The sequence below is a fragment of the Spirosoma flavus genome, assembly GCF_054778555.1.
In genome coordinates this window covers 322,896-342,949 of the sequence record NZ_BAAGZL010000007.1, presented here as the reverse complement: position 1 = coordinate 342,949, position 20,054 = coordinate 322,896, and the positions used below count along the sequence as shown (strand labels likewise).

Here is a 20,054-nt window from a genome sequence, read left to right as displayed (position 1 = left end):
CCCAGAAGGATTTCTTTGTGCGTGACGGCACAGGGGTGATTTCGGGGGCCCTGGATCAGGCCCTGGAAGAAGCCAAAGACCTGCCCGAGTTGGTGGGTTTGGGTTTGTCAGTGGTCTCCGACCCGCAGGGGGCCAAAGACCAACTGGTCAGCTTTGCTCAGAGCATGAGCTGGGACAAGGCACAGGAGTTAGCCGAAGGCTTGGCCAAGGAAGCCATTCAGTACGACAACTTTGCCAGGGGCGGCCAGTATGCCCGCTATGCCACAGGTCGGGTGGGCGTTACGTTGGGTCTGGCCCTAGCGACGGGCGGTTTGGTGGCCATGGTCAAGGATGCTCCTAACCAGCTCAAGAAACGACTTGATGACGTAGTGGCTTTGCTGACCAAGTTAAAGCCCCGGCTTCGTGATATTAGTTTGGCTGATGTGCTGGAAAAAGATTTGCGCAACGATGCCCTCTATCAATTACTGGATGGTGATAACACGTTAGTAGAAAGCTGGGAAGTCTTGCAGAAAGCCGAACGTAGTACGCTAAAACTTTCAGAGACAGCTTTAAGAAAAGTAAAAGAGCTTTTACAGGATAGCAGGGTACAGGCTGCTTTAGGCCCCAACTATGCCGATGAATTGGCCAAAATCTGTAAAGCTCAGGGTTTTACTCCCCATGGAGGCTACTCGCCCAAGTCACTAATTGCCCATCTAGATGACGTAAAGACATTCTTTACTAAATTTGAGGGCAAACCAGACATGGCTGAAGTCATCAATGCCATGAAGAATGGGAATGAAAGTGTGCAGGATGGATTACAACACACACTCACACAAATGAATGGGTTAGATGCCAGCCAGGTTAAACGGTTTGACATGCGTTTTGAAGAAGAGGGTCTGCCTTGCAGCGATTGCCGCTTCGATGTGGAGATGGAGACGGGCAGCAAGCCCCGTTTCTTCGAATACAAGAGCTATCAGAATGCCTCGGGTATCCAGCTCAATCAGTTCAAGAATTATCTGGCAGCCATCAATTCGTTGGATGAGTTGGAGTATGTTTTCAACGTAACTAAGTTGACTACTCAGCAGGCTAGGGAAGGAATGAAGGCGTTCTTGAAAGCAAATGCAGATGAGATAATTAAGCCTATTTCACAAGGTGGAATAGGTGACACTAAATTTCGTCAACTTTTTGGTATAGATGATGCCGATGTTTTCAAAGCTAGACTTGATGACCCCAGTTATTTCAATCAGTACACAAGTTTTGTTGAATCAAGATAACACAACATGTTTAAAACTGTAGAAATTTTAAGAAATCCACGATTGTTTTTTTCAAAAGCAGGAATTTTTCAGCTTGAAAAAAATATTTTAAAAAACCTATCGGATAACCTTCAACTATCTCTTCACTTAAGTGAGGAGGTAGTTGAAGATAGTATTCAATTGTTTTCTGATAATAGTTTTATTCTATTGACAATAAATAAAAAAGGAGGTAAGCAATTCTATTCTAATGAATACATTAAATCATTTTCTACAGAAAAAGACGCTAATTGTATTTTTAAATACCCATACATAATTTCATTAACATACAATAGTGATTATTCAAAGGAATATATTAGCGTATATGATATTCAAAAAGAAGAATATCTTTGGAAGATAGAAGATCGTAAAGATTTATTTATAGCAAATAATATAACATATGCTTTTAGATTTAATCAGATTGAGTCTTTTTATATTGAGAATAGTTTTCAGATTTGGGAATATACTATTCCTGAAGGAAAATATGATTGGCATCAAAAAAGTCCTTATGAGTATCAGGTTCCAAGGTTAATCAAAGCCGAAATAAAACGAGTTATTGGGTCCTATCAGGGTACTGTTTGGATAAGCCTGAACAGTGGACGTCTTTTGGGGCTTGATGAACAAACAGGAAGTCTCAAATTAGACTTACCTACGCCTATTAACCTCTCTAATTACTTACCAGAAGCAGAAACACCGTTCTGGATTGCACAAAATACATATTTAGACAATGAAAAAGGAAAATTATTCGGCGTTTATAATCACTACTATTGGGAGCTTGATTTAAAAAACCCTACGGCAAATTACTTCCTTTATGATGCTAAAGAAAGTTGTCAACAACATCAAATTCTGATGAATTTTTTGGGTGTATGGGATCAAGATGAGATTTATTTTTGGGAGGGCAGTATTAATAATAAAGTAGGGATATTCAACCGGGCTACTAAACAGGTAATTTGGAGCACTACTATTGAGGAGGTGGTCGGGAAATTTCCTGCTATCCGTAAAGTGGAGTACGTTGATAAACGGCTATACGTTTTAGATCATAATAATTCGTTGCACATTTTTGAACGGCAATAACGCCCAAATACTACTGCTTCACGCCGACGAGCCCAGCCGCCTGCGGGCACCCTGCCCGGCTTTGTGACGGCCAGCGGGGTCAGCTACTTTGCCGAAATTACCAACAGTCCCCTACGCTTTGTGGGCTACCGGCGCATCAAAACGCCCCTCTGCCAGGCCGAGTATTATCACATCACCGACCCCAGCCTCTACCCCACGCTACCGACCGGCCAAGTCGCCCAGATGTATTATCTGCAGGACTACAGCCGGGATGAGGAGTGCGGAGTGGCGTGGCTGGAAGGTTCCTTCACCCTGGCACCCGATGCCAACCACCAGCCGGTTAGCCTGCCTCTGCCGGCTGCCAACTGGCCTCATGCCAACCAGACGCGGTTTGCCTCCTGTAGCAGCGTAGTGACCATTGCGGGCAATGTGTTCGTGCTTGAGGTGGTTAATGGTAATCTGAGGGTAAGGGGCACCTGGCAGGACTTTGGCAAGTGTGCCAGCTGTCCGGCCCAGGCTGAAGCGGCTTTGCAGGCGGCACTGAGTAAAGCCCGGGCCGCCAACGCTGGGGTGCTGAGTCTGACCACCATGGTGGTCTCGGCCACCACCATGAGCTATGGCGATGCGGGTGATGTAGTCTATCAGCCCATGACGCTGATGGACCTTCTGGCGAATCTATCGAAGAGCTACAACAGCCTGGTCGACAAGGCCAAGGTGCCCGAGGAGGTCTGGTAACCCCAGAAGGATTTCTTTGTGCGTGACGGCACAGGGGTGATTTCGGGGGCCTTGGATCAGAGCATCGAGGAGATTAAGGATATTCCCGGGTTAGTGGGTCTGGGCTTAACGCTGGTCTCTGACCCCCAGGGGGCTTATGACCAGTTGAGCAGCTTTGCTCAATCCATGAGTTGGGACAAAGCCAAAGAATTCGCTATTGAAGCCGCTAAAAGCACGATTCAATATGACAATCTGACCAATCCTCAAGCTGAGTACCAACGCTATGGAACAGGACGAGTTGGGGTGACCATCGTTAAACTTGCCGCCACAGGGGGGGCGACTAAGCTCCTGACTTTGGTCAAAAAGACGCCCGACCTACTAGCCCTGTGGACTCGGCTGGTGAAGAAGATGCAGGATTTAAACTGGAGTCAGGCTGACATCGACCGTTTTAGGTATGATTTTCAGACGGTAGAAGATATTCTCAAACGGTTTGATTCAGGCGAGTTTGACTTTGATGCCTCCAAAGCCTTTGATGAAAACAAGATTCTGCGTCGGAATGCCGACAACCTGACGGGTTTGACCAATATTAAAGGTTTCCTTCCCTCGGATGGTAGTATCACCTTGGAGGATGTGAAAGCGGTCCTGACCAAATCAGATAGTAAACAGAGTACGTTAAATGATTTGGAGGGATACCTCAAAGAGGGTAAACTGGACGAAGCGAAAAAGTTAGTCGAGAAAGGAGTCTCGTACACCTCGGCTTTGCCTAAACCGTTGCCTTATACAGAAGTCGGCACTATTCGGAACACGGATATTGATAATTTCGTGACGCAACGGCAGGCTGCTCGTCAAGCTATTCAGGATCTAACGTCAACGGGCGATGCTTATAAAACGGCCCGTCAGGCCAAAATCACGGAGATTGGTGGTTTTAGCGAAAAGATTGCAGAAACGGCGGCTGATGCCTATTTCATCAGCGATGGCTTTGAGCGGGTGGATGACTTGTTAGCCACTGCCTTACCTGGCGGAGGCCAATCGGGTAAGTTTGACCGCTTATATCGCAACTCGAGCACTGGAGAGTGGAAGGTAGTCGAATGCAAAGGTGGTACCAGTCAGCCGGGTGGAAGGAGACGAAATAGTGTCGTTCCGCCAACGACCAATGAGCAGGGCACAGAGGATTATATTCGGAGTATTATTGAGGATTTAAGAGCAAACAGTGCAATTTCGCCAAATCAAACAGATCTTCTTGATGAACTAATTCTTGCTCTTAACGGTGGGAAAGCTAAGTCTTATCTATTGCGACAACCTTTTGATGATGCAACTGGAGCCTTGAAACAAACGAGATTATCTACAATATTCTAAGTGAGATGGAGACAAGAATAATAACAAAGCATCACTATTCATTCTGGACCTCAGAAAATGAAACTCAGTATATTCAACATGCTCTAAAGCAGATCGGATTTGGAATTAAGGAAGTGGAATATGTGAAAGGGAACTATAGTGAAAAATATAACCTTGGTGGAAGTTTTGGCTTAAGACAACAAGGCTTAGGCTATGCAAATCTTTATGGTAATTCCAGTCAGATATACAGCTTACTTTTTTATTTTAACCAACTGAGCTATGCGAACTTTTTGATTCGTCTCAATCCTGGCAAACCTGTTCAGTTCCAAATTGCTGACAAGATTATTAACACCATCGGCGAGTTTAAAAACAGTGAAATCGGATCAGGATATGTAATTCAGGGAATCTATGCAGCGCAAATTCTGCGGGATCAGCAAGCGCTGGATTTATACAGCTACATCCCAGTCAGTTTTACCGAACAGGCCAACCAGGAAGACCTCATCTGGGAAATCATGCTGCACTTCCTGCAAACCATCATCCAACACAAAGGAACTAAAGACGAAGCCGCTGGGGCTTTTCACCACATCAGCCGTCTGTTGGACTGGGACGAATACAAAAAGTACATTAAGGTGGAAGGCTACAACTCCGTCCAAATCTGGAAAGACGTCTTCGCCATGCGTAAGCCCATAGCTGAATATCTCTTATTGCCCACCATTAATATTTACCACTACATCCTGTATCAGAATCAGGCTGGCTTTGAACAAGCCGTTTATAAAGCTTTGGTGAAATGGAAGGAATACTATACGCTGAAGTACACCGACGATCAGGGGAATGAGCAGGACCACTCCACTCAGCCACAGGGCTTTCTAGCCCTTCCCATCGCGGCTACCTGTGCGTATGCTTTTGACAAAGGTATGAAGCTAGAAACCGTACAATCCGACTACATTCCCAACTGGATGATTGAAGGGCGATTTGACGAGTTCGAGTTGCTGGTGAAGGGTAATGCCTGATTGTTAACCGTTAAAGCCCTCCTGACCAACGTCCTGTGTGAGAAATTGAGTGCCCTGCCCGGCCAGGAAGCCCAAAAACTAGCTACGCTCAAAACCCTGCTGAGCCAGCAGGGCATCAACCTGGCCGAGATCACCGATGCGATGGTGGCTGATCTGGCCGCCGGTCAATGCGCCCAGGTGGTGACGGCCCTGACCCAGCCCATCACCGGTACCGACCCGGTCGATACTTTAGAGAAGCTCATTAACCATGCACTGGCCGACCAACTGGTCAACCAGGTGCTCAACCAACTGGCGCCCCTGGGTCAATGCACCACCGAAGCGCCCCCAACCCCGGTCGAAGAAGCCAACCCGGGGAGACGCTTAACGGCCTACACCATCGACCCAAACCGGCTCTTCATCGCCCCCGATGGTCGGGCTGTCCGTTTGCCCCTGGGACTACCCCCCGCTTTTTCAATTTCACAATCACAGTCAATGCCTCGGTACCCCAGCGAGTTTACCAGCGGGGCGGAGTGAATGCACTGGACTATGTGGTGATCAAGTTTGCCCAGAACTACGATGCGGGCAGTCAGACGTTTGAAGCGGGTGGGGTTTACCAGTTACCGGCGGTGGTGATGTCCTTACCCCGAAGCAGTGCAGCCTTGGTTAGAGAAGTGGGAGCTATTATCCCCTTTTTCGACTAACCAGCCCCTATTCGTCGGGTAATGTATACGACAAACACCGTCGAAGGCTATCACCGTCAGCTCTGGAAAGTGACGAAAACGAAAAGGGCTTTTAGTTCGGACGCTGCCCTACAGAAGTTGGTTTACCTGACAATCCAAAACCTACAAATCAAATGGGAGACGACGACCTAGGACTGGAAGGAAATGATTAACCAATTTAGTATCATCTTTGAAGAACGTATTAAAGTATATAGCTTCGAATAAGCCTCGCTAAACTGTGTCAGCGAGCACTCCCCAACAAGCTTAAGACTTACCTAATCAATGTATTTTCTGAAGGAAATGCAGGCTCAAGTCCACTCTATGAGCTAATCAACTTGTCAGATGTAACTATATGCTGAAAGTAACGGCTTGTTTATTTCACCCAACAGTATTTTGTCTGCTTTTATCGCGTCTTACCTTTTATTGCAAGGCCGAACGCAACCCCGAATACGTCAACGTTGGCAGGACAATACCCGAAGCCGATTTAATGAATAACTTATTCAGGTTCTGATTCGGGAAGAAAATACTCGTCATCACGTCCAATCCTTTATCCGCAAACAATTCGACGGATGCTACGTCGACCAGCAACGTAACAGACAGCGTTTTATCAGTCGACAAACGTGGAGCCGTGATCCGTTTGGCGAAGCCTTTCTCAAAATCTGTTTTTCCAGATTTGGTCCGGTCGATGTAATACGTATTTGCCTGTTTGTCATAACCAATCACCAGCTCATTACCCTGGTCGTTGGCGAGTACTAGCGAGAAATCGTTTGCTGGTGCCACTAGGGTGATTTTGTACGTATCATGCTTGCCTCCCGTTTTGGCAGTTAGATCATACACTCCTTTTACGTTCAGGTTTGACAACGTAATGGATTTGTTATCCAGTGTATTGAGTTCTTTCGCTGGTATCGACGTTAAAAATAAATCCCCATTAATGGCAGTCAATCCAAGATCGCGCGGAACGGTAGTTGCGCTGCGCCAGGCTACGGTCGGTACTTGCTGCGCATATTGCCAGTTGCTCATCCAGCCCATCAGGACCACCCGGTTTCCCGTATTGGCGAATGTAACACCGGCGTAATTATCAGTCCCGTAATCCATCCATTTCGTTTTTATAGAATACGGCTTGAACTGCTTTCCGTCGAAATCACCCACAAAATACTGCGTAGCCGAACCACCGTTTGGACCGCCCGGATTGATACTTACCAACAGCACCCACGACTGTTTACCATTGTGCGTCAGCGGGAACAAATCCGGGCATTCCCATACGCCCCCATGCGCACCTACGTTACGTCCAAATTCACTTTCTTTCTTCCAGTTTTTCAGGTTGGCCGATGAATAGAACGTAACGCGATCTTTGGTGGCCAGTGTCATAATCCACTTTTTCTGCGGCTCGTACCAACGAACTTTCGGGTCACGAAAATCGACGATACCGGGATTTGCTACTACAGGATTACCCTTGTATTTAGTCCACGTTTTACCCTCATCCAGACTGTACGCGATACTTTGGTACTGAAATTTAGTGGATTTCAGCTTCTCCAGCTTTGAGTTGTGATGCGTAAAAATCGCCACCAAAGGCACCTGCCCATTTTTACCAAATCCGCTGGTATTATTGACATCGACGACCGCACTTCCCGAAAAAATCCAGCCCAAGCTATCGGGGTAAAGCGCGACGGGTTGCTCCTGCCAACGTATCATATCTTTGCTGGTGGCGTGTCCCCAGTGCATGGGACCCCACTTCGTGTCGCCGGGGAAGTACTGAAAAAACAGGTGATACGTGCCCTTATAGTAAACCATCCCGTTCGGGTCGTTCATCCAGTGGGCTTTTGGGGAAAAATGGAATTGCGGTCGGTGTTGTTCTGGCTTGTTTGCCTGTCCTGGCGACTGCATTTTGATCGCAATCAGCAGGGTAAGGAGTGATAGTAGTTTTTTCATGTTACGTCATTTATTCAATCATCAGTGACGTAAAATACACGAAACTTTACGATTTGTTCACCAGCCAGACACCCATCAGGCAAATACCCATTCCCGCAAATTGTACGGCGTAAATGGTTTCACCATCCAGAAAGCCCCACATTAGCGCCACAATCGGGATAAGATACGTAACAGAAGCCGCAAACAGGGGCGATGCTAACTGCATGACACGGTTGAAGAAAATAGACATTAGCCCCGAACCAAATACACCCAACGTAGCTAATGCCCCAATTGACCAGCCATTTTTCATGTCAAGTAGGCGGTTCAGAAAATCCGTCGGCATGAGCGTAAGTAGTGCAATCGGACCCGCAAAAGCAAACAGCCAGGCCGTTGACACTAATGCCGGCAGGTGACTCAGGTAACGACCTATTAGATTGGTATTCAGCCCATAACAGAGTGTTGCCAATACAACCAACAAGGCATACATATTTATCTGAAAAGAGCCAGTTGCGCTAAAAAACACCAGTAACAACGATCCTGATAACCCGAGTAAAATGCCCGTTACCTGTCTAATTCTCAACGTTTGCCCGAAAAAAAGACCGCCCAGCACCAGCGTAAACAACGGACTTAGTGAATTCAGTGCGCCCGCCAGCGAACTGTTCAGATGCGCACCGGCTTCGGCAAAAATGAACGCCGGAATCACAAACCCAACCACGCCCGACGCCAGTAAAGCTACCCATCGATGCCGAACCGCAGCCCGGATATCGGGTTGTTGACTCTGTCTGGCCAGCAATGGCGAGAAAAAAAGAAGCGCAAACACAAGCCGCCCTCCAGCTACCTGATCAGGTGGAAAAACATCCAGGCTACGTTTAATGAGGATAAATGAGCTGCCCCAAACGAGAGCCAGACAAGTCAGGAGCACCCACGCCAGCACGGGGCGTTGTTGCTGAATCACAATGGGTTCTTCGGTGGTCATACGTAAAATGAAACGGGAGAAAGGGCAAAATACAAAATGCCTATGATTTCCGGAAAGGATTAGCAACCAACGTAGTACGTGAAAAATGGTAACGTAAGCATGGAGTTCATAAAATCAATTGTTTTGCTACGTTGGTTGACATACAAAGCTTATTTCATTTGAAATTATCTTTCTTACCTTGCCTACGTATATTCGTGGAAACTAGCGAAACTCCATCAGCTTACCTATGTCTGGCGAGGAAGTGTTGTTTTTTTATTTTGGCGCGGTTAGCGTCATCTGGGTATCAACGGCTTTTCGGTGGAGTTTTTCCCAGAGCTGGATTGATGGTCTGTTCACGTTATTCGTATTTATCTCATTTGCGCAGTCAATCTACTTCGCTCTCTTTGGCGAAACTGTTCCGTTATCGAAAGCTGGCTATCTGGTCCTTCATATGCTTCACCGGGGGCTGACAAAAATCATTTTTCTGGAGTTAATTTACCTGCTTTTCAACGGAGTCAACTGGTCACCATCAAGACAGCAATGGCGCCGGGCGCAACTTGTCCTGACAGCATTTGTGCTTCTCGTTTCAGGTTTATTTCTATGGTCTGATGAAGAATGGTATCGTTTACCAATGGGCCATTTCGTCTCAGGTGTGTTCTGGCTTCTGCTGATTTGTATCAGTGCGATGGGCATGTGGATTGCAGCCAGACGTAAGGATAAGGTAGGAAAGGCGTTTATGCTGGGCAGTTTATTTATGCTGATCAGCGAAGTCTACGTATTGATTTACTCGCAGTTGCATGGCTGGCCGTTTCCAGAGAACGTAGTGTCGGTTGATGTTCAACGACAGGTACTTTGGGGAGTTCGAATTCTTGAATTGCTTTGGTTTTCGCTTTGTCTGGTGCTTTACCAACGGTATCTGGCCGTAGTAAAGGCTGTCGAACAAACACAGCTGACCGAGCAGCACAAGCAGGAACGGTTAAAGGCTGAGCTATCGATGCAACGACTCGAGCAGGAAAAAACCAATGTTCAGTTGCGAGCTTTACAATCGCAGATTAATCCGCATTTTCTCTTCAACAGCCTCAACTCGCTTTCTGCGTTAATCGACGACGATCAGCAACGGGCTAGCGAATTTGTCGACCAATTAAGTCAGGTTTACCGCTACCTACTCAAAACAAGCGACCAACCGATGACGACTCTAGCCAGCGAACTTGCTTTCATTGAAGCGTATTATCACCTGCTCAAAACCCGTCATGGTAATGGGTTGCAATTGAACGTAGCGGTCGAACCTAAATACCAGTCTTGGCTGTTGCCCCCGTTAACGCTTCAATTGCTGGTAGAAAATGCGGTGAAGCATAATATTGTTCTGGCGAGTAAACCGCTACGTATCGACATTTCGGTAGATGAAATGAAATACTTAACAATTCGTAACAATCTTCAACGCAAGCGGTCGCTGGTATTGTCAAATGGAATTGGCCTGTCAACCATTTTTACGCAGTACCAAAAACTCGAACATCCAATCCCCGATATTATTGAAAGTGAAACTTACTTTATGGTTAGATTACCGCTCATTCAGGCCATAAGCGAAGTTGTGTAACGTAGCATTTTCTCAAACGCTACGTTATCCGTAAAAGTCGCCAGAACGTAGCCGCTGATATGCCAGCCCGGCCAAGCTACAGCTTACGAGATACGGCTTGTTGTCGCTGAGACGTAGTGGAAATGATACGTTCGGCTGAGCAATTGCAGGAACTGCTGCAAGTAGTAAAAAGAGAAAACAGGGGTTTTCGAGCGACTAATAGCGTTGGTCATTTTATCAGTAACATTAAACTCCAAAACGACTGATAAAGAGAAATTTAGCCAAACCAAGCTTTTTCTAAGAAATCAATTGAAGCCTAGGGAACGTAGCATTACATTAAGCTACCTCTTCGAAAACGGCACTATAATTCTCCTGAATTTCATTCAGAATAGCGCTCACCTCGCTATATGAATCGGACGTAACGAGACGCATCCGATACGGCTTAAAATCGGGCAGTCCTTTGAAGTAGTTGGCGTAATGGCGTCGCATTTCGAAAAGGCCCACAATTTCACTTTTCCAACGTATCGAAAAATCGAGGTGCTGACGGCATACGGCTACCCGATCGGCAATGGTTGGCGGAGCGAGTTGCTCGCCAGTACGTAAAAAGTGCTTGATCTCGTTGAAAACCCACGGATAACCGATACTCGCCCGGCCAATCATTACCCCATCGACACCGTAGCGATTTTTATAGTCCAGTGCCTTTTCGGGTGAGTCGATATCACCGTTACCAAAAATGGGGATCGTGATGCGTGAGTTCTCTTTAATCTTGCCAATCAGCGTCCAGTCGGCGTCGCCTTTGTACATCTGCACCCGCGTTCGGCCGTGCACAGTCAGCGCTTTGATACCAATATCTTGCAATCGTTCAGCCACTTCGCCGATGTTTTTGGTATTGTCGTCCCAGCCGAGACGGGTCTTTACCGTAACAGGCAGATGAGTTGCTTTTACGACGGCTTCGGTCATACGTACCATCTTCGGAATGTCCTGCAACAAAGCAGCCCCCGCCCCCCGACATGCTACGTTCTTAACCGGACAACCGTAGTTAATATCAATTAAATCGGGTTCAACCCGGCTAGCGATTCGGGCACACTCGCCCATTGTCTCTACGTCGGAGCCGAAAAGCTGAATACCAATCGGACGCTCATATTCGAAAATATCGAGCTTTTGCACACTTTTAGCCGCGTCACGTATCAAACCCTCCGACGAGATGAACTCTGTATACATCAAATCGGCCCCATTGGCTTTGCAAACGGCACGAAATGGTGGATCGCTGACGTCTTCCATTGGAGCCAGAAGTAGCGGAAAATCAGGGAGTTGTATGTTACCTATCGTGACCAAGCGAATAAGCGTTTATAAACTTTATTGTACGAATTACGATTTACCGATTGGTTTGGTTCCCAGTCCAGCGGGACGGATCCATTCCGACCACTAGGTTATTATTCCGGCAACGTACTTCGTCAACCCTGGTTCATCCGTATATTTACGGTAAATTATGCAAGTTTATACACCCGCTCAAAATTCTACCAGCCGCCCCCCTACCCTAGGCGGACTCATGGTATTGGTTGGTTTTATATTATTGGGGGGCGTTGTCAGTACGTTGGTACTGTTTGTGATTCTGGCGATCAGTAAAGGCATGGGGCTGGAAGAAGCGCAAAATTTCCTGACACAACTGGCTACAAATCCGGCTACTTCTCCCGACAACTGGTACGTATTGATGCTCTTACAGGCCATCAATCACCTCGGTACGTTCCTGCTGCCTGCCCTGGCCTACTGGTATTTTATTGAGCATCGACAGTGGGGTGACTTCAATGCCCAGTCATTATCATCGGTGGCCGGTTTCAGCCTTGTTACGTTGATTGTCATCGCCTTCATGCCCTTCGATGGGCTGATTATCGAATGGAACCGCAGCCTGCATCTACCTGAAACTCTCGCCCCAATTGAGCAATGGATCCGAGACAAAGAAAAGGGGCTTGAAGGGGTTACTAAGTACCTCACTACGTTCCAGACAGCGGGGCAGCTACTGGTCGCACTGCTGGTCATTGGCGTTATTGCGGCTATTGGCGAAGAGGTTTTATTCCGGGGCATTTTACAGCGTAACCTTATCTTCTGGACTAAGAACGTTCACGTTGGTATCTGGCTGGCCGCGGCTTTGTTTAGTGCGATTCACGTGCAGTTTCTGGGCTTTTTTCCACGGATGTTCCTGGGCGTTTTATTTGGTTACCTATACTTATGGACAGGAAACCTTTGGGTGCCTATTCTCGCCCATTTTGTCAACAATGGCTTTACGGTGCTGATGGTATTCCTGTACCAGCAACGAATGACGTCTGTCGATATCGAAAGTACCGAATCGGTCCCTTTAGTAGGGTCGCTGGTGGCGGGGCTTGTCACAGCCGGATTACTCGTTTATTTTAGACGGTTAAATCAGAAAGATTACGCGTAAAAGACCCCAACAGGCTCCGGCTGTTGGCGTTGCATAGCAACTAACTATTTATACAAAAGCAACTTACGTAGCCGACAGCCGAAGCTTGTCGGAGCCTTTTGAAAGTTATGGCAGAACAGTGGGAATCAATTTACGCGACACCGCTTCCGCACCGGGCCGAACTGGCCAAGGCGCTGTTATTGGAACATGAAATTCCGGCGGTGGTTGTCAATTCGCAGAGCAGCAGCTATCCGAGCATCGGATGGGGCAAAAGTGAGGTTCATGTACCAGCCAAAGACGCAACGCTGGCCAAAGTGATTTTAGAGAATGAAGCAACGTTTAGCTAGTATGTCCAACCTCCAGCAGCGAGTAATTGCTGCGGTGGTTGCGGTTCCGTTTATTCTATTCATGATCTGGTACAGGGACTGGACATTTGCCCTGTTGTTCTGCGTCATTAGCGCCCTTACCCAGCGCGAGTTTTACCGGCTCCTTGGCCTTGATGGCTTCGAGCCTTTAACCGCTTACGGTACGGTTGTCGGCTGTCTCATCTGTATTCTGGCCTATTTCATCGAAACCGACCGAATTGGCATGGGCAATTATTTTCTGATTTGTCCTGCTTCGTCGATGGTTTTCCTGATTAAGCTTTATAAAAAGCGCGACATGAAGCCATTCACGAACATTGGCTTTACGTTTCTGGGCATCATCTACGTAGCGATGCCCTTCGCGTTGCTGATTATACTGGCGCTCCGTGGAGGCACCTTTCATCCCATGATTATTACGGGCTGTCTACTGTTGCTCTGGGCCAGTGATATTGGCGCTTACTTCGCCGGCACCAAATTTGGCCGACGAAAATTATTCGAGCGGGTATCACCCAAAAAATCGTGGGAAGGTGCTCTGGGCGGAGCGGCTGCTGCTGCTATCATTGCCGGTGTACTGGCTTATGTTGACAACGAACTGCGCCCCTGGCAGTGGTATTGCGTAGGCGCGATCATCGTCGTGACCGGTACGTATGGCGATTTAGTGGAATCATTATTCAAACGTAGCATCGCCATTAAAGACTCTGGCAGCAGCATTCCGGGGCATGGTGGGTTTCTGGATCGGTTCGATGGTTTACTGCTGGCAGCCCCATTTATTATCACCTTTCTGAAATTATTTGCTTAATTTTATAAGATGTATACGGGAAAACAACGGTCTATTAATTTCTGTTAAATTTCTTAAAATTCGGGTAATCGAAACCATATCCTGCCTTTTCCTCGTTTACTTTGTAGATTCTATTTGAGAGATATGAAGAAATTGTTGACGTTATTGGTGTCCATACTAGTGTTGTTTGCGCTGGCGGGGCAATTCTCGACCGCGTGGGCGCAGGGGCAAGATCGCCAGGTAACGTTCACAGGTTTCATCACCGGCGGCAAGACCAACGAAGCATTACCGGGCGCTTATATTTACATACCCAAAGCTGGTCGGGGTGTGCTGGCTGCGCCCAACGGCTATTTTGCGTTACCCGTTTTCCCGGGCGATAGTGTCATTTTTAGCTACGTTGGTTTTAGAACACAGTATCATATCATTCCCCGGCGCTTAACTGACCTTACGTATTCGGCGGTGGTAGCGTTGCAGGAAGACGTTAAAACGCTGGCCGAAGTAAAAGTTTATCCCTATGCCACCGAAGAACTTTTCAAGGAAGCTTTCGTAAATCTGAAACTTCCGGACGAAAAAGAACGAGAGAACTTGGCACGTAACACCAGCCCGGAAGCTATTATGCGTCAGGCCGCTACGATGCCCATGAGCGCAGCTGCCAACCACCAGAATTTTGTCAATCAGCAATTTTTTGGGCGGGAATCCTTAATCGGACGTAGTGCTACGCCTACATTCGCTTTCACCAATCCTTTCGCCTGGGCCAATTTTATTCGTTCTGTCAAACGGGGCGACTTAAAGAGCAAAGAATGGCGTAGTGAAATCAACAAAGCCCCGCGCGAAAACGTATCCCGAAAGGATATTCTCCAGGACGGAAATTAATCTTCTACATCGCTGCCTTTTACCGTAAAGCGTCTCCGAACACAATTGATCAGTAGTCAGACTTCGTGGGCTTCTACAAATTGAAACTCGCGAACAACTATTGCCAGAAATTCTTCCAGAAGCTCAATATGTGGATAATGATCACATTCCATTTCTAGAATTGTAAAATTCTTGAACATCCTTTTTATATTATCCAATTCGTCAGGTACTGAAATTATCCTGTCATATTTACCCAACACGACTACAGCGGGGACTGGGCTGGCTTCTAATTCGATATCGAATCGGCTTCTACGACAATCGAAAAAACCATCAAAATCAAGTTGATAGCCATTAGCGTTATAATGAACCATGTACCGATTCATGGCTTCTTTATTCGTCCAATAGTAGTCAAATACTCTAGGGTTTTGAGCAAACAGATGGAAACCTTCTTCGACAAGTGGCGTGAACTCTTCAGTACTATTGTGGCGTATTATTTCTTCTAGCCTACGTGCTTCGGCTTCAAAACCGTGTTTACGGTAATCACTTGCCGTGAAGCTAAACATATTACTATTTGCCTCTTTAAAACAATAGTCAGGGGTGACAATCAGCACTTTACTTATTTTCTCTGGATGTTTTTTGAGTAGGTAACTAAGTGGTTGCCCTCCCCAGCAAAACGCAAACACAGGCAGCGGAGCACCTTCATAATGCTTCAGAAAAAATCGTTCCGCGCTATCGAGAGAATTCTGAAAGGTATTTGTAGCAGAGTACGTATCGCCATCGGGCCTGAGTACAGAAGGTTCATTCCAATATACAAGCTCAATGCCCGTATCTGCATATGGTTTTGTTAGTAGTTGCGACTCGGGATAAGCGTTCATTCCCGGACCGCCGGGAAAGTAAAGCATTTTCATAGTAATTGATTTATTATGTCGATTGACAAAATGTAGGTTCTGAGTCGCACCTTAGCTGAGTCGCTTAAATTATGCCTTGCCTAATCGCATAACTAATTAAAGCTGTAGCATTCTGAATATTCGTTTTTTCATGCATGTTTCGTCGATGGGCAATAATCGTATGTTCGCTAATCGACAATTTTTCGCCAATTTCTTTAGAAGATAACCCTTCTGCCATCCATAGGAGAATTTCGCGTTCACGCTTTGTGAAAAGCTTGTCTTCTTCTCGCAAATAATAATGCTTTTTACTGACAGTTTCTGGCATATCAACACCGCTCTCATCATTGATTTTATCGACGACCTGAACTACTGCATTAGTCGTTTTATAATGCTCAATATTGAGTACCATGCCAAAAGTAATAAGCGGCTTCCCCTGTTTGTCGGATTTCAGAAAGCAGTTTCGCTGCAACAGGTTTATATAATCACCCTGGGTTGTTCTAATTCGGAAGTTATACGAAAATATGTGATTTGGATGCTCTTGGGGAGGAATGGTTTTTAGAAAGGCTAGGCGGTCAGGGAAAATCTGGTCGTTATAAAGCTTAAGATCATCTTTATGATAATTTTCAACTAACAGCCATACGCCTTCCCGCATAAAATCACCCATGTCATAGCCAAGTATCAATTTAATTGACTTGCCCATAATCATGTATTGTCCGGTAGAATAATCAAGTAAATAGACTGCTGGAATACTGTGATGAAAAAAAGAATGGAAACGCTGGTTAATTGTCAAAATACGTTCCATCCCTTCTACATGCAACTGCTCCGGCTCGAAAGCACGATTGTTGGTAGCTTCTATATAGCCAAGCCAGGTTGAGTTTTTTCTTGATTTCATCACAGTTGTGGCTATCACTAATCACTTGAAATATAGCCTAAAGCCGATGAAAATACCAAGTTCTTGCTATTTTTTGAACATAGTATCAACAGTAAATTTGTAGCAGTAGACTTCATGCTACTTGAATTATAGCTTCTATCCACACCATTTGTAATCAATTTCTGACCATTCCAGCCCTGTTTTCTCTAGGTTTCTGCATAAAAGGTATAGGTCCCAACCCAATCTTAATCCCCTACAACAACAATCTTTTATTAACCCATCCACTACAAAGAGCGTGGGAGCAGTACTGAGTTTGCTAAAAGGAACAGAATCAAAACCAGGCACTCTTCCTGCTTCAGCACTAGTACACAGACTTCCACAGCAGGCAGAATAATTTTCAAACGAAAATCAACAATTTTCTAACCAGATCCGATGTATGAAAACGCTTTACTTTCTATCCACACTTTTAATCAGCACTTCAGTGCTGGCCCAGAACAATTACGTAGCCCGAACGGCTAATTCAGCTTCACCCAGTAACAACAACACAATTGTCGGCCCCGGTACAGGTAATACATCCATGACAGGCGAACGTAATACGTATTTCGGGGTCTCAGCGGGCTTCTTAAATGCGTCCGGATACGACAATACGTTCTTAGGATCATTTTCAGGCTACTCGAATACAACAGGTTTCCAGAATGCGTTCGTAGGCCCTGGCTCAGGCTACAATAATACGTCGGGCCAAAACAATGTTTTTATGGGCTTTTACGCGGGCCTTAACAATACAACAGCTAATGATGGGACGTTTATTGGTTCTCAGGCGGGCTTTTCGAATACAACAGGGTTTGCGAATACGTTTCTGGGTAGATCGGCTGGCTATTCTAACACGAATGGTTTTGCAAATACATTTATCGGGAATTATGCAGGCAAAGACAATACGACGGGACAAGAGAATGTTTTTGTAGGCACTTATGCAGGTGCGTTTAATAAAGACGGCGCTCAGAACACCTTCCTGGGCAACGAATCGGGCTCCTTTAACACATCAGGATCTAAAAATTTGTTTGTAGGCTATTACTCCGGTCACTTCAATACAACGGGCAGCGGCAATGCTTTTATAGGTTTTAATTCAGGAAATCGCAATACAACCGGTGCAGCAAATACTATACTGGGTGTTCAGTCTGGAAACTTTAACACGAGTGGTGGCAATAATGTCTTTGTAGGCTTCCAGGCCGGTTACTGGAATTCAACTGCCAGTGCCAACGTCTTTATTGGTAGTCAAACTGGCTATAATAATACCACTGGTATAGGTAACCTTTTTATGGGCCAATTGGCTGGGTACAGCAGTAATGGTAGCTATAACCTCTTCATTGGTAATGGTTCTGGTTATAATAACACATCAGGCTTAGGCAATACGTTCATTGGCGATGGGTCCGGCTACGGCAACGCTACCGGTAGCAATAATACATATATTGGCCGTGGGGCTAATTTTGCGGGCAACGGAGTCGGTAATCAAAACACCTTTATTGGCTTCAATGCAGGAAGTAAAGAGGGTATGACCGTACAGAACTCTACCGCTATCGGTGTGGCGGCTGTTGTCGCTCAGGATAACTCAGTCATTTTGGGAGCACCCGGCGCTAAAGTGGGCATTGGCAACGCAGCGCCCAATAATACTCTGGAAATCACCAAAGGAACGGCTAATCAGTCGGGTCTTCGCTTAACTAATCTTACGAACAGCTCTCCCGCCACGGCCCTCAATCAAACAAAATTTTTGAGCGTAAATGAACAGGGCGACGTAGTACTGGCTAGTATAAATGGCTCAGGTCGGGAAGGTATAAGCGAATCACTGTGGCAACGGAAGGGATCGTTTCTGCAAAGCACGCAGAATGATGCGGTTATCATTGGGGAGGGAGTGAACAAAACTCCTGCTGATTACAACCTGTTTGTGAGCAAGGGTATTCTGACCGAAAAAGTAAAAGTGGCTGTGCGAAACACCGCCGACTGGAGCGATTATGTATTTACTCCTACGTATCAGCTCAAGCCATTAGCTGAGGTAGAACAGTACGTTCAACAACATGCTCACCTGCCGGGTATTCCCTCGGCCCATGAAGTCGTCAGCCAGGGGATCGACGTAGCGAAAATGGATGCAAAGCTGCTGGCCAAGATTGAAGAGCTTACGTTGTACACGATCCAGTTGGAGAAGGAGATCAAGAGCGAAAAGCAGAACAGCCAACGCCTGGAAAAAGAAATGGCTGAAATCAAGCAACTGATGCAGCAGGTACTTAAAAAGAATTAACTGATTTCTTATTCAGCAATGAACCGGGTTCGCTGCCACCATACGTAGCGGACCCGGTTAGTGCTTTGAAGCAAAGGAACTCAGCTAACTAAAGTACCGCTCGTAAATTCTACCACGTCGCTAGTTTTAGTATTTCTCCATCAAAAACACCATACGTTTTAGCACTTACCCATTCGCCCAGATTAACGTAGCGACTGTGTTCGGTAACAGCTAAATCGAGAGGTAAGTGCCGGTGACCAAATACGTAATAATCGTGGTGCGTAGTGGCTTCTATTTCCCGGCAGTACTGCCAAAGCCACTCCCGATCTTCGCCTTTAAACTCCTCTTCTCCTTTTTTCTGATTAGTGATCCGGCTCCGGCGCGACCATGCATGAGCCAGCCGAATGCCTACGTCAGGATGCACCCAGCGAAACAACTGGCGAGCGAGACCACTTTCAAACAGCGTTTTTAATCGCTTATAAACAAAATCGCCGGGGCCGAGGCCGTCGCCGTGGCCGATCAGAAACCGCTTATTGCCAATGTCGTACCGACGGGGTTCGCGGTAGACAGGAATACCCATTTCCTGCGTAAAATAATCATTCATCCACATGTCGTGATTACCCGTAAACAGGATAATGGGCAAACCAGCGTCGGTCAGTTCAGCCAGTTTGCCCTGAAGCCGAATGAAGCCTTTTGGAATGCTACGTTTGTATTCGAACCAGAAATCAAAAACATCGCCCACCAGAAAAATGACAGCGGCATCCGCACGAACTCCATCGAGCCAGTTCACTACGGCCTGTTCGCGGGTACGGCTTTGTTCGGGAGTTGGCGTTCCCAAATGAAAATCAGAAGCGAAATAGGCCTTTTGGCCCGGTTTAAGCGTAATGGTTTCGATGGCAGACATTCCTATAGTATAATCAGCAACAAAGCTACGTAACGGAACTGTTCAACCACGCATTTATGACCGTTAACTCATTAAACCGGATGTTCTAGCTGGAAAAAGGCCATCTTTGCCAAGGTAGCCATTGCCTTTTTATTGCGCTTAAAGACAGCTTATTAGCTAAATTAACCCATAAATACGTAGCGTATTTTTGTTTGATCATCT

Annotated in this window: 18 protein-coding genes and 1 pseudogene; 13 read left to right on the top strand and 6 right to left on the bottom strand. The window is 46.3% G+C overall.

The window, feature by feature from the left end; all coding sequences use genetic code 11:
• The 7 genes and pseudogenes from ACYVF1_RS28515 to ACYVF1_RS28485 form a co-directional block, all read left to right on the top strand.
• Positions 1-1,253 (top strand): hypothetical protein (locus ACYVF1_RS28515; protein ID WP_461085419.1); only part of this gene is annotated, 1,253 nt, incomplete at its 5' end.
• A 6-nt stretch (positions 1,254-1,259) separates the two neighbouring features.
• Complete coding sequence (locus tag ACYVF1_RS28510) at positions 1,260-2,342, top strand: hypothetical protein (protein WP_461085417.1); 1,083 nt, start codon at positions 1,260-1,262, stop codon at positions 2,340-2,342.
• 63 nt (positions 2,343-2,405) lie between these two features.
• Entirely contained in the window at positions 2,406-3,056 is a 651-nt protein-coding gene (locus ACYVF1_RS28505) for a hypothetical protein (RefSeq protein ID WP_461085415.1), read from the top strand.
• A gap of 18 nt (positions 3,057-3,074) precedes the next feature.
• Positions 3,075-4,391 carry a hypothetical protein gene (locus tag ACYVF1_RS28500; protein ID WP_461085413.1) on the top strand — a complete coding sequence of 439 codons (1,317 nt, stop codon included), beginning with the start codon at positions 3,075-3,077 and terminating at the stop codon, positions 4,389-4,391.
• A gap of 269 nt (positions 4,392-4,660) precedes the next feature.
• Positions 4,661-5,380, top strand: a complete 720-nt coding sequence (locus tag ACYVF1_RS28495) for an immunity 49 family protein (protein WP_461085411.1) — start codon at positions 4,661-4,663, stop codon at positions 5,378-5,380.
• On the top strand, positions 5,381-5,893 hold the full coding sequence (locus ACYVF1_RS28490) for a hypothetical protein (RefSeq protein WP_461085409.1): 513 nt from the start codon (positions 5,381-5,383) through the stop codon (positions 5,891-5,893).
• 105 nt (positions 5,894-5,998) lie between these two features.
• Positions 5,999-6,303 (top strand): annotated as a pseudogene (locus tag ACYVF1_RS28485) (transposase); the annotation flags it as partial.
• Positions 6,304-6,498: 195 nt separating this feature from the next.
• Here the strand turns inward: ACYVF1_RS28485 and ACYVF1_RS28480 are convergent.
• Both ACYVF1_RS28480 and ACYVF1_RS28475 read right to left on the bottom strand, forming a co-directional pair.
• Complete coding sequence (locus ACYVF1_RS28480) at positions 6,499-8,007, bottom strand: glycoside hydrolase family 32 protein (protein ID WP_461085407.1); 1,509 nt, start codon at positions 8,005-8,007, stop codon at positions 6,499-6,501.
• 46 nt (positions 8,008-8,053) lie between these two features.
• Positions 8,054-8,962: a DMT family transporter gene (locus ACYVF1_RS28475; RefSeq protein ID WP_461085405.1), complete on the bottom strand. Its 909-nt coding sequence runs from the start codon at positions 8,960-8,962 to the stop codon at positions 8,054-8,056.
• 226 nt (positions 8,963-9,188) lie between these two features.
• On the opposite strand from ACYVF1_RS28475, the gene ACYVF1_RS28470 reads away from it, so the two are divergent.
• On the top strand, positions 9,189-10,535 hold the full coding sequence (locus ACYVF1_RS28470) for a sensor histidine kinase (protein WP_461085403.1): 1,347 nt from the start codon (positions 9,189-9,191) through the stop codon (positions 10,533-10,535).
• A 315-nt stretch (positions 10,536-10,850) separates the two neighbouring features.
• Here ACYVF1_RS28470 and dusB read toward each other — a convergent pair whose 3' ends face one another.
• Positions 10,851-11,849, bottom strand: a complete 999-nt coding sequence (gene dusB, locus ACYVF1_RS28465) for a tRNA dihydrouridine synthase DusB (protein ID WP_461085401.1) — start codon at positions 11,847-11,849, stop codon at positions 10,851-10,853.
• A 154-nt stretch (positions 11,850-12,003) separates the two neighbouring features.
• On the opposite strand from dusB, the gene ACYVF1_RS28460 reads away from it, so the two are divergent.
• From ACYVF1_RS28460 to ACYVF1_RS28445, 4 genes are all read left to right on the top strand, one after another.
• A complete protein-coding gene (locus ACYVF1_RS28460; RefSeq protein ID WP_461085399.1) occupies positions 12,004-12,951 on the top strand; it encodes a lysostaphin resistance A-like protein in 948 nt (315 codons plus the stop codon).
• A 107-nt stretch (positions 12,952-13,058) separates the two neighbouring features.
• Positions 13,059-13,277: a putative signal transducing protein gene (locus ACYVF1_RS28455; RefSeq protein ID WP_461085397.1), complete on the top strand. Its 219-nt coding sequence runs from the start codon at positions 13,059-13,061 to the stop codon at positions 13,275-13,277.
• A complete protein-coding gene (locus tag ACYVF1_RS28450; RefSeq protein ID WP_461085395.1) occupies positions 13,258-14,091 on the top strand; it encodes a phosphatidate cytidylyltransferase in 834 nt (277 codons plus the stop codon). Before ACYVF1_RS28455 ends, ACYVF1_RS28450 begins: the two co-directional genes overlap by 20 nt.
• Before the next feature lie 123 nt (positions 14,092-14,214).
• A complete protein-coding gene (locus tag ACYVF1_RS28445) occupies positions 14,215-14,943 on the top strand; it encodes a carboxypeptidase-like regulatory domain-containing protein (RefSeq protein ID WP_461085393.1) in 729 nt (242 codons plus the stop codon).
• Between the two features lie 56 nt (positions 14,944-14,999).
• Here ACYVF1_RS28445 and ACYVF1_RS28440 read toward each other — a convergent pair whose 3' ends face one another.
• Positions 15,000-15,830, bottom strand: a complete 831-nt coding sequence (locus ACYVF1_RS28440) for an alpha/beta hydrolase (RefSeq protein WP_461085391.1) — start codon at positions 15,828-15,830, stop codon at positions 15,000-15,002.
• Positions 15,831-15,894: 64 nt separating this feature from the next.
• Complete coding sequence (locus ACYVF1_RS28435) at positions 15,895-16,701, bottom strand: response regulator transcription factor (RefSeq protein ID WP_461085389.1); 807 nt, start codon at positions 16,699-16,701, stop codon at positions 15,895-15,897.
• Positions 16,702-17,116: 415 nt separating this feature from the next.
• Here ACYVF1_RS28435 and ACYVF1_RS28430 point away from each other — a divergent pair, with 415 nt between their 5' ends.
• On the top strand, positions 17,117-18,970 hold the full coding sequence (locus ACYVF1_RS28430) for a beta strand repeat-containing protein (RefSeq protein WP_461085387.1): 1,854 nt from the start codon (positions 17,117-17,119) through the stop codon (positions 18,968-18,970).
• 109 nt (positions 18,971-19,079) lie between these two features.
• On the opposite strand, the gene ACYVF1_RS28425 is transcribed toward ACYVF1_RS28430, so the two are convergent.
• Entirely contained in the window at positions 19,080-19,853 is a 774-nt protein-coding gene (locus ACYVF1_RS28425) for a UDP-2,3-diacylglucosamine diphosphatase (RefSeq protein WP_461085385.1), read from the bottom strand.
• Between the last annotated feature and the right edge of the window lie 201 nt (positions 19,854-20,054).